The sequence below is a fragment of the Streptomyces sp. NPDC126499 genome, from assembly GCF_040302485.1.
Lineage (GTDB): Bacteria > Actinomycetota > Actinomycetes > Streptomycetales > Streptomycetaceae > Streptomyces.
Window position 1 is genome coordinate 78,474 of the sequence record NZ_JBEOUO010000008.1, and the last position, 15,254, is coordinate 93,727.

Sequence of the window (15,254 nt, forward strand, 5' to 3'; positions counted from 1 at the left end):
ACCTGCTTCGGTGTGGTTCCGCCGACCTGTCCGTCCTCCTGTGCCCCGCACCCGGTCGCCATGATCGTCATGGCCAGCAGTACGGCAGCCGGGATGGCCCTGCGTGGGTTCACGGTCGTCCTCCGGTCACGATCTTCCCCAGACTGCCGAGCGGCTTCTCCTCCCAGTACTGGGAGTGCGCCGGCATCATCTCCCAGTCGTGGACCAGCGGCAGTTTCCCGTTGGGAACCTCGAAGACCTGGCCACCGAAGTCCTCGGAGGTCGGGTCGGTTCCATGCACGATCGCGTCGCCGTCGAAGAACGTATCCCAGTACGCCTTGGGGCTGAGCAGGTCCTTGGCCATCGGCGGGGCGAGGTTGATCAGGTCGTTCTGGGCCGTGGCCGCGAAGACGCGGTCCGGCGGGATGTTCAGGTCCTTGGCGTGGTCCACTCCCACACCAGGACTGCCCAGCATGATCGCGTTGTCGACCGGCAGATCGATGTGCATCTCCATCGTCTCGCCCACCACCAGGGAGCCGTAGCTGTGACCCATGAGCGTCTGGTTCACACCGTTCTCGCGGTGATTGGCCACGTCGATCCCCTGGATGAAGTCGCCGAGCGGCTCCTTGGCGTCGTCGGCCCACTTCGTCTCCGTCGCGTCGGTCATGATCCCCTGCGGGGCGTCGTAACCGAGCCACACGATCGAGGCCGTCCTGTGGGCGCCGTCCTGCCGCTCCGCCTCGGCCTGGAGCACCACGGCCCTGTCGATGTCCCCGCCGATGGACTCCAGCTTGGCGAACGTCCCCGGCACGTACGTCACCACGTTGTCGGCGGTGTCCGGGTTGCCGATGGAGACGATGGCGCGGCCCATGTCCTTGCCGTCGAAGCCGAGGAGATAGGGGCGGTTGGTCTCGCTCGTGAAGCTGTCGAACCGGGACTGGATGGCGTCCATGCCCTTGTAGCCGTTCTCCAGCTGCTTCCTCTTCTCCTCCCACTCCTTCCACTCGTCCGTCGGGACCATCGCGCCCTTGACCTCGCGACCGGTGACCGGGCTGATGTAGGGCCGGTAGTGCTCCGGCTCCTTCTTCAGCCAGGCGTCGTACTCCAGCTGCTTGGCGGCTCGCTGTTCCGCGAGCACCGTGCGGTTCGCCTCGTCGCGCACGTTCGAGGGGAGACCGTCGAGGGCGCCGATGCTCGCGGGGTGCATCGAGATGTAGGCCTCGCGCTGTTCGTCCGTGAGACCGTTCCACCAGTCGGCGTTGTCGTAGGGCCAGTTGTTCTTGGGCGGCGGCTTGATCGCGTCGAGGTAGGCGTCGGCCGCCCCGCGGACGCCCGCGGTGTCCGACGTGACGTCCGTCCAGTCCCTGTCGGACACGGTCAGGTCGTCGTCGGCCTTGAGGGCCCGTATCTTCGGCTCCCACTTCGCGTCCGCGTCCGTGGCTTCCTTGAGCGCGTCGGCGATCCGGTCGGCGTACGCCATCGCTTTGCCGTAGTTCGGGTTGGGGTGGATGTTCGCCGCCTGGCGCTCCAGCGCGTCGGAGGTCTCGTTCCCCCCGGCGCTTCCCGTCACCGTGCCGCCTTCGGCGTCCTTGTCCGCGCCGGGCTTCCGGCCCGCGGGAAAGGCGACGGACCCGTCCCCGTTCACGGTGCAGCCGTCGGCCGTGGCGTCGTCGATCGCCGCCTGCAGCTTCCGCTGGGCGGCCGCCATGTCGTGGGCGAAGCCGTTGAGGGCGGTGCTGATCACGTGGCACTCGGTCACGGCGTAGTGGAAGTTCTTCGCCAGGGCCTGAAGCTGCTTCTGCGACGCCTCCATCGCCTCACCGGCCAGCGACTTGCGCATCCCGGTGGCGACGGTGTTCTCGATGTGCTGCTTGGCCGCCTGGGCCGCGTTGCCGAGGGCACGGTATCCATCCGCGGCGCCCTCGAACTCGGCGGGCTTGAAGGCCTTGAGGGTGGCGTAGTCCATGCCGCCGTCACCGGCCCTTCGTCTGGCCGCCGACGGCGTCCGTGTCCGCGTACTCGCGGCTCAGCCGGTCCATCTCGCCCTTGACCGCGTCATCGGTCGTCAGGACGTCGCGGCCCACCTGCTGCAGGATGCCCTGGAGCGCCCCGCACCGCTTGCTGACGCTCTCGGCGTACTTCTTCCAGGAGTCGTAGACGTCCTTCTGCGCGGCCGCGGTCAGACAGCCCGTGGTCGCGCCGAGCCCCGCCTGGCCCTCCTCCAGCTTGGCCACCCCGGTGCCGATGCCCTGGCGCAGGGAGCCCACGCCCTCACCCGCGGTGTTCCACGCCTTCTGGCTGGACTTCAGGCCGCCCGTCACGGCGCTGGGAGCGGAACCGGACTCGGCCGGCAGCTGGTTGAGCCGCATCGCCGTGGGTTGCCGCTCGCCGGCCACCTCGGCCTTGATCTGCTCCCACTCGTCCCACGCCACGCCTCGTCCCCCGTCTCACCGCTAACGATCATCAGTGGGGACCACTCCATCGCACCCGCGACGCCCGACTCATGAGTACGCGTACTCATATGACTTGAGCATCCGGTCCGCCGACGGGGCGGGGGGACGAGGGGCGAGGGCCGCGGAGGGGGCGGCGGGGCGGCGGCCCCGGCGACGCGGTGGCGGCCGCCGCCCTCGGGGGAGTTCAGGCCGTGCGGCGGATCAGCGCCAGATACATCGCGTCCGTACCGTGCAGGTGCGGCCACAGCTGGACGTCCGGCCCGTCGCCGAGCTCGGGGACGCCGGGAAGCAGCGGGCGGGCGTCGATCAGTTCGGCGCCGCCGGTCTTCTTCAGGACGTCGTCGACGACCACCCGGGTCTCCGCCAGGTGCGGGGAGCAGGTCGCGTAGCCGACCACTCCCCCGACCCGCACGGCCCGCAGTGCCTCGGTGAGCAGCCCCCGCTGGAGCGGGGCGAAGCCGTCGAGGTCGGAGGGGCGGCGGCGCCAGCGGGCCTCGGGGCGGCGGCGCAGGGCGCCGAGGCCCGAGCAGGGCACGTCCATCAGGACCCGGTCGAAGGCGCCCTCGCGCCACGGCGGGCGGGTGCCGTCGGCGGCGATGACCTGGTACGGGCCGGGGTTGCCGGCCAGGGCGCGCTCGACCAGGCGGGCGCGGTGCGGCTGCTTCTCGGAGGCGAGCAGGGCGGCGCCGCGCTCGGCGGCGAGCGCGCCCAGCAGGGCCGCCTTGCCGCCGGGGCCGGCGCAGCCGTCGAGCCAGCGGGTGTCGGAGCCGTCGACGGGCGCGTTGGCGAGCGCGATCGCGACGAGCTGGCTGCCCTCGTCCTGGACGCCGGCCCGGCCCTCCCGGACCGCCTCGATGGCGCCTGGCTCGCCGCCCTCGGCGAGCCGCCGCGCGTACGGCGACCAGCGTCCGGGCTCGGTCTCCGCGGCGGCGGCCAGCTCCTCGGTGGTGGCCCGGCCCGGCCTGGCCACCAGCGTCACCTCGGGCCGCTCGTTGTCGGCCGCCAGAAGGGCCTCGATCCCGGCCCGGCCGCCGCCGAGGGCGTCCCACAGCGCGGAGACCACCCAGCGGGGGTGGGAGTGGACGACGGCGAGGTGGTCCTCGGCGTCCTCCTCGTACGGGGGCGCGACCCGCGCCACCCAGGTGTCGAAGTCGTCCTGTGCGATCTTGCGCAGCACGGCGTTCACGAACTTGGCCCGCCCGTCCCCGAGGACCACCCGTGCCAGCTCCACGGTGGCGGACACCGCGGCGTGGCTCGGGGTCCGCATGCCGAGCAGCTGGTGCGCGCCGAGCGCCAGCACGTCGAGCACCGGCGGGTCGACCTCGCGCAGCGGCCGGTCGACGCAGGCGGAGATGATCGCGTCGTACGTCCCCTGCCGGCGCAGCGTCCCGTACACGAGCTCGGTCGCGAGCGCCGCGTCCCGGCCGTCGAAGCCCTCGTGCTTCTCACGGGCCTTCTTCAGCAGCGGCGGCAGCACCAGGTTCGCGTACGCGTCCCGCTCGTCCACGGCCCGCAGCGCCTCGAAGGCCAGGATCCGGACGGGGTCCTTCTTGGGCCTGCGGTGGGGCCTCGGGGACTTCGGGGAGGTGGGGGACTTCGGGGTGCGGCGACGTGGCTGCTCGCTCAAAGGTGCTCCGCGTGAGGAAAAGACGTGAGGTCGGAAGACCAGGGGCCGAAAGACCGGGGGTCGAAAGACCGGAGGTCGGACACCCTCAGCGTACGTCCGTGCCGCCCGGCCTGGAAAAACGACCCTGCCGGACCGCCCAGGACTCGGCGGCGATCAGACAGGAGACGGGCGCCGTACCGCCGCCGTCCGCCTCGAAGGCGACGAGCACGGGAGGGTCGGCCCCGAGGAGCCGGGTGACCTCCGCGCGCTCCTCGGGGACGGGCTCCCGGAAGTCGGGGTCGGCGAAGTCCATCGGGCACCGTACGTAGAGGGTGTCCGTGAAGACGACTTCGAGCCCGTGGTGGTAGGTGAGGTCGTGGTCGGCGGCGAGCGTCAGCCGGCTGCCGTCGTAGCCGAGGACCGTCCAGTCCCACCAGGACCCTTCGGGGAGCGGGAGCAGCACGTCGGGCGCCCTCACGCCCCTACGCGCTCGCCCGGGGCGATCCGGACGCCGCGCGCCCAGTCCGCCGCCTTCATCGGCTTCTTGCCCTGGGGCTGGACCCACAGGAGTTCCACGGCGTGCGAGCCGGTGCCCACGTACACGTTGTTCTTGCCGGCCGCGAGCTCGCCCGGGGCCAGGTCGGTGCGGTCGGGCAGCAGGGCGACCTGGATCAGCTTGAGGCGCTCGCCGCGGAAGAGGGTCCAGGCGCCGGGCGCGGGGGTGCAGCCGCGGACGACGCGGTCGACGCGCAGTGCGGGGGCCGTGAAGTCGACGTGGGCGTCCTCGACCTGGATCTTCGGGGCGAGGGTGATGCCCTCGGCCGGCTGCGGCACGGCCTTGAGGGTGCCGTCCTCGATGCCGTCCATGGTCGCCGCGAGCAGCCCCGCGCCGGCGAAGGCGAGCCGGGTGAGCAGGTCACCACTGGTGTCGGTGGGGCGGACCTCCTCGGTGACGACCCCGTACACCGGGCCCGAGTCGAGCCCCTCCTCGATCTGGAAGGTCGACGCGCCGGTCACCTGGTCCCCGGCCATCAGCGCGTGCTGCACGGGCGCCGCGCCGCGCCAGGCGGGCAGCAGGGAGAAGTGCAGGTTGACCCAGCCGTGGACGGGGATGTCGAGGGCGACGCGCGGCAGCAGCGCGCCGTACGCCACGACGGGGCAGCAGTCGGGCGCGATCTCCCGGAGCCGCGCGAGGAACGCCTCGTCGCGCGGCCGCTCCGGCTTGAGCACCTCGATCCCGGCCTCCTCCGCGCGCGCGGCGACGGGGCTCGCGACGAGCCGCCGCCCGCGCCCGGCGGGCGCGTCGGGCCGGGTGACGACGGCGGCCACCTCGTGCCGCCCGGAGGCGAGCAGGGCGTCCAGGGCGGGTACGGCGACCTCGGGGGTACCTGCGAAGACGAGCTTCACGCGGGAAAACCTCGCATCTCGGGGCGATGGGGGTACCTCCCTGCTCGAGCGCAGCGGAGAGCTCGGGGGAGGGCAGCGCACCAGTCTAGGGCTGTCCTGTCGATCACGCCGCGAGCCCGGCAAGATCGGCGAGACACCCCCCTGGGGGCCGCCTGGGCGCTCGGCGGGCGGGGGCGTGCGGGAGGACGAGCGCCCCGCGCATATGCGGATACGCCCCCGCAGCGTGACCCAAGTCCCGGTGGCGCGTTGGTCAAGAGAGATTGACCGAATCGGGTCGCCCTCCCCCCGCGACCCGCCCCTTTCACGCCGGTTCGAGAGGCTTATCCATGGCCGACCACGCAACCCACGACGCCCAGGCCCGGGCGAGTCTGCACCTGCTGGTGCGGGACATCGAGCGGGTCCGGCGGCAGGTTGACGCACTGCGCACCCTGACGGCCCAGCTGGGCAATGTCTACCGCCCTCGCCGCTCAGCCCCTTCGACGGGCTTCGTCGTCTACGGACGCGCCCCCGCCCCGACCGTCCGCCTCGCCCAGGAGCTGCGGGACAGCGTCGAGACCCTGGTGACGGCCGCGGTGGACTTCGACCGCTCCCTCGGCTTCTCGTGGGACGCGGTGGGCTCCGCGCTCGGAGTCACCAAGCAGGCGGTCCACCGCCGTTACGGCTCCCGCCGCGCGCCCCAGCCGGGCGTCGCCCTGGACACCGACCGCGCGGCGGAGCCTGGCACGACGCGCACGATCCCCGTGGTCCCGCCCGCCCGCAGCATGCCGCCGCAGCCGACCTCGGGCAGTCAGACGCTCCGCGAGGACACCCGCCCGCCGGCCTTCCCGGCCCCCCGCAACGGCTGACGGACCGCCGCCCCCTCCCAGGCCGCCCGTGCCGTACGCGCACGGGCGGCCTGGTGCGTCGGGCGGCCTGGTGGGCGGCGGGGGGCCTCTCGCGCCACGTGGGCAGGCGCGGGGCGGCGGCACGCGGGGCCGCGGCCGGTCGGGCGGCTCCCCTGTCCCGCTGGCGGGACGGGAGCGGCGGCACGCGGGGCCGCGGCCGGTCGGGCGGCTCTCCTCCCCCGCCGGCGGGACGTCAGCCGATGTCCGGTGGGTCGACCCGGATCCGGAGCGGCTCGCCGCCGCCTCGGGCGAGGCGGGCGGCCTGGGCCTTCTTGAGGGCCGCGGCCAGGGCGGCCCCGCTGCCCGGGGGGACGCGGATCAGGGCGCGGTCCCACTGTTCGCCCGGCGGGGTGTCGCCGGGGCGGCGGGGGCCGCCGGGACGGGTCACGGGGAGGGGGACCGGGCCCAGGACCTCGGCGTCGGGGGGCAGGTCGGCGGCGGTGAGGAAGGCCGCGAGGGCCTCCGGCGGGCCGGCCACCGCCGCCATGCGGGAGACGGGCGGGAAGCCCAGCTCCGCCCGCTCGGCCAGCTCGCGCTGGGCGTGGCCGACGGGGTCCCAGCGGACGAGGGCCTGGACGGGGCGCAGGGTGGGCTCGGCGACGACCACCACGGTGCCGCCGTCGCCCTGACCCCGTACCAGCGAGGCCGCGTCGATCCAGCGGCGCAGCGCCTCTTCGCCGGCCCGCAGGTCGGGGCGGCCGAGCATGGCCCAGCCGTCGAGGAGCAGGGCGGCCGCGTAGCCGCCGTCGGCGACGGGCTCGGCGCCGGGGGTGCTCACCACGAGCGCCGGCCGGCCCGGTACGCGGTCGAGGACGTGGTCGCGCCCGGAGGTGCGTACGGGGACGGCCGGGAAGGCCCGGCCCAGTTCCTCGGCGGTGCGCCGGGCTCCCACGACCTGGGCGCGCAGCCGGGTGGAGCCGCACGCCACGCAGTGCCAGTCGCCGGCGGTCCGCCCGCACCAGCCGCAGTGCAGCTCCTGCTGCTCGGGGGCCTCCAGGGGGCCCGAGCAGTGGCGGCAGCGGGCGGGGGTGCGGCATCGCTGGCACGCGAGCCGGGGGACGTACCCGCGGCGGGGCACCTGGACGAGGACCGGGCCCGTCTTGAGCGCCTCGCGCACGGTCTCCCAGGCCAGGGACGGCAGCCGGGCGGCACGGGCGGCCTCGTCGCGGGCGAGCAGCTCGTCGCCCACCGTCCGTACGAGCGGGGCGGCGATCCGCACCTGCTCGCGGTCGGCCACGAGGGGCCGTGCCCAGCCGGACTCGACGAGCTGGGCGGCCTCCACGGTGCAGCTGGTGGAGCCCAGCAGGAAGGCGCAGCGGTCGTGGGCGGCGCGCAGCAGCAGCACGTCACGGGCGTGCGGCTGCGGGGCGTGGGGCTCGCTGTGGCTGGTGTCGCCGTCGTCCCAGATGACGGCGAGCCCGAGGTCGCGTACGGGGGCGAACATGGCGGCGCGGGTGCCGACGACCGCGCGAACCGCTCCGCGCCTGACGGCGAGCCACTCGGCGTACCGCTTCTCTGGTCCGGCCTCTGCGGTGAGCAGGGCGTGTCGTCCTTCGCCGAGCACGGCGGTCAGGGCGGCGTCGACACGGGAAGCGGCCCGGCCGTCGGGGACGACGACGAGGGCGCCGCGCCCCGAGGCGAGGGTGGCGGTGACGGCGCGGGCGATCTCCTCGGCCCAGTGCGGTCCCGGCAGGGCGTTCCACACGGCCCGGGGCGCCCCGCCCTGGGCCAGCGCCTGAAGGAACGCCGCCCCCTGCTCGTAGCGCCGCCAGCTGCCCGGCTCGGGTGCGGGCGGCGGCGGCAGCGGCTCGGGCGAGGGCCGGCTCTCGGCGCGGGCGTTGCGCGGCGGCACGGCGAGCTGCAGGACGTCGGCGAGGCTGCCCGCGTAGCGGTCGGCGACGGCCCGGGCGAGGGCGAGCAGCTCGGGGCCGAGCACCGGCTCGGGCGAGACGACGTCGGCGAGCGCGGCGAGCGGCCCGGAGTAGTCGGACTCGGCCCGCCGCTCCACGAGGAACCCGTCGATGAGCCGCCCGCCCTCGCGCCGCCCGCCCCGCACCTGGTGCGCCCCGGCCCCGAACCGCACCCGCACCCGCACTCCGGGTTGCGCGGCGGCGTCCAGCTCCTCGGGCACCGCGTAGTCGAAGAACTGGTCGAGGTGCAGCACGCCCTTGTTCACCACGACCCGCGCCACCGGCAGCTCCGGCGCCAGCGCGGCCCCCCGCCACGTCCGCGGCTTGGCCCGCGGCACCTTCGCCTTCCGCACGGTCTCCCGGATGAGCGCGAGCTGCTCGGGCTCCTCGTGGCCCCCGTGCCCTTCGTGCCCCCGGGGCTTCTCGTTCTCGCTGCTCACAGGCTCATACCTACCAGACGCCACCGACAGTCAGGCGGGGACGGCGAAGGCCCGGCACCACCGGGGTGCCGGGCCTTTCGTCGTGCTGCGGTCGCTCGCGCCCGCTCGCGACTCGTGTGGGTCGCTCGGGGTCGCTTACAGACCCGCGGCCGCCTTGAGGGCGTCCACGCGGTCGGTGCGCTCCCAGGTGAAGTCCGGCAGCTCGCGGCCGAAGTGGCCGTAGGCGGCGGTCTGGGAGTAGATCGGGCGGAGCAGGTCGAGGTCGCGGATGATCGCGGCCGGGCGGAGGTCGAAGACCTCGGCGATGGCGTTCTCGATCTTCTCGGTCTCGATGGTGTTGGTGCCGAAGGTCTCGACGAAGAGGCCGACGGGCTCGGCCTTGCCGATCGCGTAGGCGACCTGGACCTCGCAGCGGGAGGCGAGGCCCGCGGCGACGACGTTCTTGGCGACCCAGCGCATGGCGTAGGCGGCCGAGCGGTCGACCTTGGACGGGTCCTTGCCGGAGAAGGCGCCGCCACCGTGGCGGGCCATGCCGCCGTAGGTGTCGATGATGATCTTGCGGCCGGTGAGGCCGGCGTCGCCCATCGGGCCGCCGATCTCGAAGCGGCCGGTCGGGTTGACCAGGAGGCGGTAGCCGTCGGTGTCGAGCTTGATGCCCTCCTCGACGAGCTGCTTCAGGACGTGCTCGACGACGAACTCGCGGATGTCGGGCGCGAGCAGCGACTCGAGGTCGATGTCCGAGGCGTGCTGGGAGGAGACGACCACGGTGTCGAGGCGGACGGCCTTGTCGCCGTCGTACTCGATGGTGACCTGGGTCTTGCCGTCGGGGCGCAGGTACGGGATGGTGCCGTTCTTGCGGACCTCGGTCAGGCGGCGCGAGAGGCGGTGCGCCAGGTGGATCGGGAGCGGCATGAGCTCCGGGGTCTCGTCCGACGCGTAGCCGAACATCAGGCCCTGGTCACCGGCGCCCTGCTTGTCGAGCTCGTCCTCGTCACCCTCGACGCGCTGCTCGTAGGCGGTGTCGACGCCCTGCGCGATGTCCGGGGACTGCGACCCGATGGAGACCGAGACGCCGCAGGAGGCGCCGTCGAAGCCCTTCTTCGAGGAGTCGTACCCGATGTCGAGGATCTTGTTGCGGACGAGGGTGGGGATGTCCGCCCAGGCCTTGGTGGTGACCTCACCGGCGACGTGCACGAGGCCGGTGGTGATCAGCGTCTCGACGGCGACGCGGGAGGTGGGGTCCTCCTTGAGCAGCGCGTCGAGGATGGTGTCGCTGATCTGGTCAGCGATCTTGTCGGGGTGACCCTCGGTCACGGACTCCGAGGTGAACAGACGACGGGACACAACGCTCCCTGGGGTTGCAGCGGCTGCTGGCTAGTCGATTGCGGACCGGCAGGGGGCTGCGCCCCGCGACGTTCCGAGGACAGTCTATCGGGCACGATCGGTCATCTGGCCAGGTCCCCCGGCCGGGAGAGGCGTGATCTGTGCGCCATCCGACGCGCCGGGCCGGGCGTATGTCCCGTTTCGCGGGGTTCCTCTCGGTCGCGGACGGGACGCCTCGGCGTCCCGTCCCGTTCGTGAGGAGTTCATCGCGCCGCTCGCCGGGGCCTTCACCGCGGGACTCGTCGGGGTCTTCACTGCCACGCCCGTGGGGGCCTTCGCGCCGGTGTTACGGGGCGGGGGTGCGCAGGCGCGGCAGGACCAGGTCCCACACCGTCTCGGCGAGGGCTTCCTTCGGTCCGTACGGGACGGGGGTCTCGGTGCCGTCGGCGGCGAGGACCACGGCCTCGTTCTCCTCCGACCCGAAGGTCTTGCGCTCCCCCACCTCGTTGACGACGAGCAGGTCGCAGCCCTTGCGGCGCAGCTTCCGCCGGCCGTTGGCGAGCACGTCGTCCGTCTCGGCGGCGAAGCCGACGACGACCTGGCCGGGCAGGGCGCGGTCGGCGGAGATCTCGGCGAGGACGTCCGGATTGCGGACCAGCTCGATGGTGGGGGCGCCGCCGTCGTCGGTCTTCTTGATCTTGCCGGTGGCGTAGGCGGCGGGGCGGAAGTCGGCGACCGCGGCGGCCATGACGACCGCGTCGGCGTCGGCGGCGGCCTTGAGGACCGCCTCGCGCAGCTGGACGGCGGTGCCGACGCGTACGACGTCGACGCCCGCCGGGTCGGGCAGCCCCGTGTTGGCCTCGATCAGGGTGACCCGGGCGCCCCGGGCGGCGGCGGCCCTCGCGAGGGCGTAGCCCTGCTTGCCGGAGGAGCGGTTGCCCAGGTAGCGGACCGGGTCGAGGGGCTCGCGGGTGCCGCCGGCGCTGACCACGACGTGGCGGCCGGCCAGGTCGGGGGCGGTGACGCCACGGGCCAGGATCCGCTTGCAGATCTCGAAGATCTCGCCCGGGTCCGGGAGCCGGCCCTTGCCGGTGTCGACGCCGGTGAGACGGCCGACGGCGGGCTCGATGACCACGGCGCCGCGGCGGCGCAGGGTGGCCACGTTCTCCTGGGTGGCGGGGTGCTCCCACATCTCGGTGTGCATGGCGGGGGCGAAGACGACCGGACAGCGCGCGGTGAGCAGCGTGTTGGTCAGCAGGTCGTCGGCGAGGCCGTGGGCGGCCTTGGCCAGCATGTCGGCGGTGGCCGGGGCGACGACGACGAGGTCGGCGGCCTGGCCGATCCGCACGTGCGGGACCTCGTGGACGGTCTCCCAGACCTCGCTGGAGACCGGGTTGCCGGAGAGCGCGGACCAGGTGGCGGCGCCCACGAAGTGCAGGGCGGAGTCGGTCGGGACGACCCGGACGTCGTGGCCCGACTCGGTCAGCCGCCGCAGCAGCTCGCACGCCTTGTAGGCGGCGATGCCACCGCTCACGCCCAGGACGACCTTCGGCTTCGCCACCGCGCTCAACTCTGCTCCCCGCACTCGGATGCGTACGACCGCACGACTACACGTCTCCATGAGACACCACAGGCCCGGCGGATGTTCCGCCGGGCCTGTGGTGACAAGCGTTACAAGAGCGCTGCTCTACTGCGCCGGACCCTCGATGGCCTCGGAGGTCAGCAGGCCCGCGTTGATCTCGCGCAGGGCGATCGAGAGCGGCTTCTCGTGGACGTGGGTGTCCACGAGCGGACCGACGTACTCGAGCAGACCCTCGCCGAGCTGCGAGTAGTACGCGTTGATCTGACGCGCGCGCTTGGCCGCGTAGATCACGAGGCTGTACTTCGAGTCAGTGGCCTCGAGGAGCTCGTCGATCGGCGGGTTGATGATGCCCTCGGGCGCGGTGATGGAAGAGGACACGCTCTACCTTCCGAAGATGGAAAAAAGATCAGACAACGTGCATCAACGTTAGCAGCTCGCGGGCGACGTCCTCGACGGAGGTGTTGACGAGCGTGGTGTCGAACTCCGACTCGGCGGCCAGTTCGACCTTCGCCGCCTGCAGCCGGCGCTCGATGACCTCGGGCGACTCGGTGCCGCGGCCGGTGAGCCGGCGGACCAGCTCGTCCCAGCTCGGCGGGGCCAGGAAGACCAGCTGGGCCTCGGCCATGGAGTCCTTGACCTGGCGCGCGCCCTGGAGGTCGATCTCCAGGAGGACGGGCTCGCCCGCCTCCAGGCGGTCGAGGACCGCGCGGCGCGGGGTGCCGTAGCGGTTGCCCGCGAACTCGGCCCACTCGAGCAGCTCGCCGTTGGCGATCAGCTTGTCGAACTCGTCGTCCGTGACGAAGAAGTACTGGACGCCGTGCTGCTCGCCGGGTCGCGGCTTTCGTGTCGTGGCCGACACCGAGAGCCAGACCTCGGGGTGGACCTTGCGCATATGAGCGACGACCGTGCTCTTGCCCACCCCTGAGGGGCCGGAGAGCACGGTCAGCCGCGGACGTACCTCTGCTGCCATGCAGCGATTATTCCAGCTTTACGGGTGTGCCCGGGACGCTTGCCCCCGGGCGGGGGCGCCCTCAGGCGCCGGTGCTGCCGAACTCGCGCTCCAGGGAGGCGATCTGGTTGGAACCGAGGCCGCGGACCCGGCGGCTCTCGGAGATGCCCAGTCGCTCCATGATCTGCTTGGCGCGGACCTTGCCGACGCCGGGCAGGGACTCGAGCAGCGCGGAGACCTTCATCTTGCCGATGACGTCGTTCTCCTGGCCCTGCTTGATGACCTCGTGGAGAGAGGCGCCGGAGTGCTTGAGTCGATTCTTGACCTCGGCCCGCTCCCGGCGAGCCGCGGCGGCCTTTTCGAGCGCGGCTGCGCGCTGTTCAGGGGTAAGGGGCGGAAGAGCCACGCCTACGTCACCTCGGATGTCGAACTGTCGGATACGGACCGGTGGGAAACTGCACGCCCCGCGTGAGCGGAGCACCCCACACCAGTGGAGCGACGACCGACGTGGAGTACGCCGAACGCCGACTCTGTCCCGGAGACTAGCGGCCAAGGCCGCTCCAGTCAGCGAGAACAGACGAAAAGTCCTGGTCAGCATCGACCGACCAGGACTTTTCCGACATTACGACCCGGTTTTGGGTCAACTTTTGTCAAGGAGTGAGACGGCGAGGACACGCCGCCCGACCTGCGGATTGGCGAGAACCCGCCGTGGGGGTGCCCCCGGACGGAGTCTGGGGGAAGCCGTCCGGGTGCCTCAGGCGCCCACGGCCGCCCTGATCTCGTTCGCGTAACGTTCCGCGGCCGCCCGCAGAGCGGTGGCGTCCGGGCCCTCCTTCAGGACCCCGCGGCTGACGTTCGGGACGACGTTGCGCACCGCCGCGCCGAAGACGGCGGGCAGGTCGGCCGCGGTCGCGCCCTGGGCGCCGATGCCGGGGGCGAGCAGCGGGCCGTTGATGTCGAGGTCGAAGGCGGACAGGTCGCCGAGGGTGGCACCGACGACCGCGCCGAAGGAGCCCATGGGGCTCTCCCCCGCGTTCTCCTCCGCCAGGTGCGCCAGCATCGTCGCACCGACGGTCCGGCCGTCCTCACGCACGGCGCGCTGGACCTCGGCCCCCTCCGGGTTGGAGGTCAGCGCCAGGACGAAGAGCCCGGCACCGGACTCCCGGGCCAGGTCCACGGCCGGCTTCAGCGAGCCGTAGCCGAGGTACGGGGAGACGGTGAGCGCGTCGGAGAACAGCGGGGAGTCCTTGCGCAGGAAGGCCTCCGCGTAGGCGGCCATGGTGGAGCCGATGTCGCCGCGCTTGGCGTCCATGACGACCAGGCCGCCCGCCTCCCGCAGGTCGGCGACGGCGCGCTCCAGGACGGCCACGCCGCGCGAGCCGAAGCGCTCGAAGAAGGCGGCCTGCGGCTTGAAGACGGCGACCGTGCCGGCCAGCGCCTCGACGACGGTGTACGTGAAGCGCTCCAGGCCCGCGATGTCGTCGGCCAGGCCCCAGGAGTCGAGGAGGGCGGCGTGCGGGTCGATGCCGACGCACAGGGGGCCGCGCTCGTCCATGGCGGAGCGCAGGCGGGTGCCGAAGGAGAGGGTCATCAGGCGGCGGCCTTTCGGGTGTCGGCGCCGACGGCCTCGGCGAGGGTGGCGTACGGGGAGGCCGCGAGGCGCGCCGCGAGGCCCTTGTGGATCGCGCGGGCGTAGAACGGGCCCTCGTAGATGAAGGCGCTGTAGCCCTGGATCAGGGTGGCGCCGGCCAGGATCCGCTGCCAGGCGTCCTCGGCGTTCTCGATGCCGCCGACGCCCACGAGGACGATCCGGTCGCCCACGCGCGCGTAGAGGCGGCGCAGGACCTCCAGGGAGCGCTGCTTGACGGGGGCGCCGGACAGGCCGCCGGTCTCCTTGATCAGTGCCGGGTCGGACGTCAGGCCGAGGCCCTCGCGGGCGATGGTGGTGTTGGTGGCGATGATGCCGTCGAGGCCCAGCTCCAGGGCGAGGTCGGCGACGGCGTCCACGTCCTCGTCGGCGAGGTCGGGGGCGATCTTCACCAGAAGGGGGACCCGGCGGCCCTCGACGGACCGGTCCGCCGCTTCCCGGACCGCCGTGAGCAGCGGGCGCAGGGACTCGGTGGCCTGGAGGTTGCGCAGGCCCGGGGTGTTCGGCGAGGAGACGTTGACGACGAGGTAGTCGGCGTGCCGGGCGAGGCGCTCGGTGGACTTCACGTAGTCGGCGGCGGCCTCGGCCTCGGGCACGACCTTGGTCTTGCCGATGTTGACGCCCACGACGGTCTTGAAGACGGGGTTGCGGGCGGCCAGGCGGGCGGCGACGGCGGCCGAGCCCTCGTTGTTGAAGCCCATGCGGTTGATCAGGGCGCGGTCCGGGACGAGCCGGAAGAGCCGCTTCTTGGGGTTGCCGGGCTGGGCCTCGCCGGTCACGGTGCCGATCTCGACGTGGTCGAAGCCGAGCATGGCCATGCCGTCGATGGCGACGGCGTTCTTGTCGAAGCCGGCCGCGAGACCGAAGGGGCCGTGCATGCGCAGGCCGAGGGCCTCGGTGCGCAGCTCCTTGTGACGGGGCGCGAGGACGGCGGCGACGAAGGTGCGCAGGACCGGGACGCGGGCCGCGAGCCGGATCCAGCGGAAGGCCAGGTGGTGGGCCTCCTCCGGGTCCATCCGCTTGAAGACGAGGTGGAAGAAGAACTTGTACATGAAGGGTGTCCTCAGCAAGAG

At 73.0% G+C, this 15,254-nt stretch carries 14 protein-coding genes; 1 reads left to right on the forward strand and 13 read right to left on the reverse strand.

Going from position 1 to position 15,254, the window contains the following annotated elements:
- Positions 1-109: 109 nt before the first annotated feature.
- The 5 genes from ABTZ91_RS13850 to fmt form a co-directional block, all read right to left on the reverse strand.
- A complete protein-coding gene (locus ABTZ91_RS13850) occupies positions 110-1,945 on the reverse strand; it encodes an alpha/beta hydrolase (RefSeq protein WP_352077355.1) in 1,836 nt (611 codons plus the stop codon).
- 7 nt (positions 1,946-1,952) lie between these two features.
- The gene (locus ABTZ91_RS13855; protein WP_352077356.1) at positions 1,953-2,411 is read right to left on the reverse strand and encodes a hypothetical protein; all 459 of its coding nucleotides are present in this window, start codon (positions 2,409-2,411) and stop codon (positions 1,953-1,955) included.
- A gap of 205 nt (positions 2,412-2,616) precedes the next feature.
- Complete coding sequence (locus tag ABTZ91_RS13860) at positions 2,617-4,059, reverse strand: transcription antitermination factor NusB (RefSeq protein ID WP_352077357.1); 1,443 nt, start codon at positions 4,057-4,059, stop codon at positions 2,617-2,619.
- A gap of 85 nt (positions 4,060-4,144) precedes the next feature.
- A complete protein-coding gene (locus tag ABTZ91_RS13865; protein ID WP_352077358.1) occupies positions 4,145-4,501 on the reverse strand; it encodes a hypothetical protein in 357 nt (118 codons plus the stop codon).
- An 11-nt stretch (positions 4,502-4,512) separates the two neighbouring features.
- Positions 4,513-5,445: a methionyl-tRNA formyltransferase gene (fmt, locus tag ABTZ91_RS13870; protein ID WP_352077359.1), complete on the reverse strand. Its 933-nt coding sequence runs from the start codon at positions 5,443-5,445 to the stop codon at positions 4,513-4,515.
- Positions 5,446-5,771: 326 nt separating this feature from the next.
- On the opposite strand from fmt, the gene ABTZ91_RS13875 reads away from it, so the two are divergent.
- Positions 5,772-6,290, forward strand: a complete 519-nt coding sequence (locus ABTZ91_RS13875) for a hypothetical protein (protein WP_352077360.1) — start codon at positions 5,772-5,774, stop codon at positions 6,288-6,290.
- Between the two features lie 232 nt (positions 6,291-6,522).
- Here ABTZ91_RS13875 and ABTZ91_RS13880 read toward each other — a convergent pair whose 3' ends face one another.
- The 8 genes from ABTZ91_RS13880 to ABTZ91_RS13915 form a co-directional block, all read right to left on the reverse strand.
- Complete coding sequence (locus tag ABTZ91_RS13880) at positions 6,523-8,679, reverse strand: primosomal protein N' (protein WP_352077361.1); 2,157 nt, start codon at positions 8,677-8,679, stop codon at positions 6,523-6,525.
- A 135-nt stretch (positions 8,680-8,814) separates the two neighbouring features.
- Positions 8,815-10,023 (reverse strand): methionine adenosyltransferase, encoded by a 1,209-nt coding sequence (metK, locus tag ABTZ91_RS13885; protein WP_352077362.1) that lies wholly within the window; start codon positions 10,021-10,023, stop codon positions 8,815-8,817.
- Between the two features lie 325 nt (positions 10,024-10,348).
- Positions 10,349-11,563, reverse strand: a complete 1,215-nt coding sequence (gene coaBC / locus ABTZ91_RS13890; protein WP_352077363.1) for a bifunctional phosphopantothenoylcysteine decarboxylase/phosphopantothenate--cysteine ligase CoaBC — start codon at positions 11,561-11,563, stop codon at positions 10,349-10,351.
- Between the two features lie 126 nt (positions 11,564-11,689).
- The gene (rpoZ, locus tag ABTZ91_RS13895; protein ID WP_005319902.1) at positions 11,690-11,962 is read right to left on the reverse strand and encodes a DNA-directed RNA polymerase subunit omega; all 273 of its coding nucleotides are present in this window, start codon (positions 11,960-11,962) and stop codon (positions 11,690-11,692) included.
- Between the two features lie 28 nt (positions 11,963-11,990).
- Positions 11,991-12,554 carry a guanylate kinase gene (gmk, locus tag ABTZ91_RS13900; RefSeq protein ID WP_352077364.1) on the reverse strand — a complete coding sequence of 188 codons (564 nt, stop codon included), beginning with the start codon at positions 12,552-12,554 and terminating at the stop codon, positions 11,991-11,993.
- A 61-nt stretch (positions 12,555-12,615) separates the two neighbouring features.
- Positions 12,616-12,939, reverse strand: a complete 324-nt coding sequence (locus ABTZ91_RS13905) for an integration host factor (RefSeq protein ID WP_026246651.1) — start codon at positions 12,937-12,939, stop codon at positions 12,616-12,618.
- A 348-nt stretch (positions 12,940-13,287) separates the two neighbouring features.
- Positions 13,288-14,124: an orotidine-5'-phosphate decarboxylase gene (gene pyrF / locus ABTZ91_RS13910; RefSeq protein WP_352077365.1), complete on the reverse strand. Its 837-nt coding sequence runs from the start codon at positions 14,122-14,124 to the stop codon at positions 13,288-13,290.
- Positions 14,124-15,233 (reverse strand): quinone-dependent dihydroorotate dehydrogenase, encoded by a 1,110-nt coding sequence (locus ABTZ91_RS13915; RefSeq protein WP_352077366.1) that lies wholly within the window; start codon positions 15,231-15,233, stop codon positions 14,124-14,126. Before ABTZ91_RS13915 ends, pyrF begins: the two co-directional genes overlap by 1 nt.
- Between the last annotated feature and the right edge of the window lie 21 nt (positions 15,234-15,254).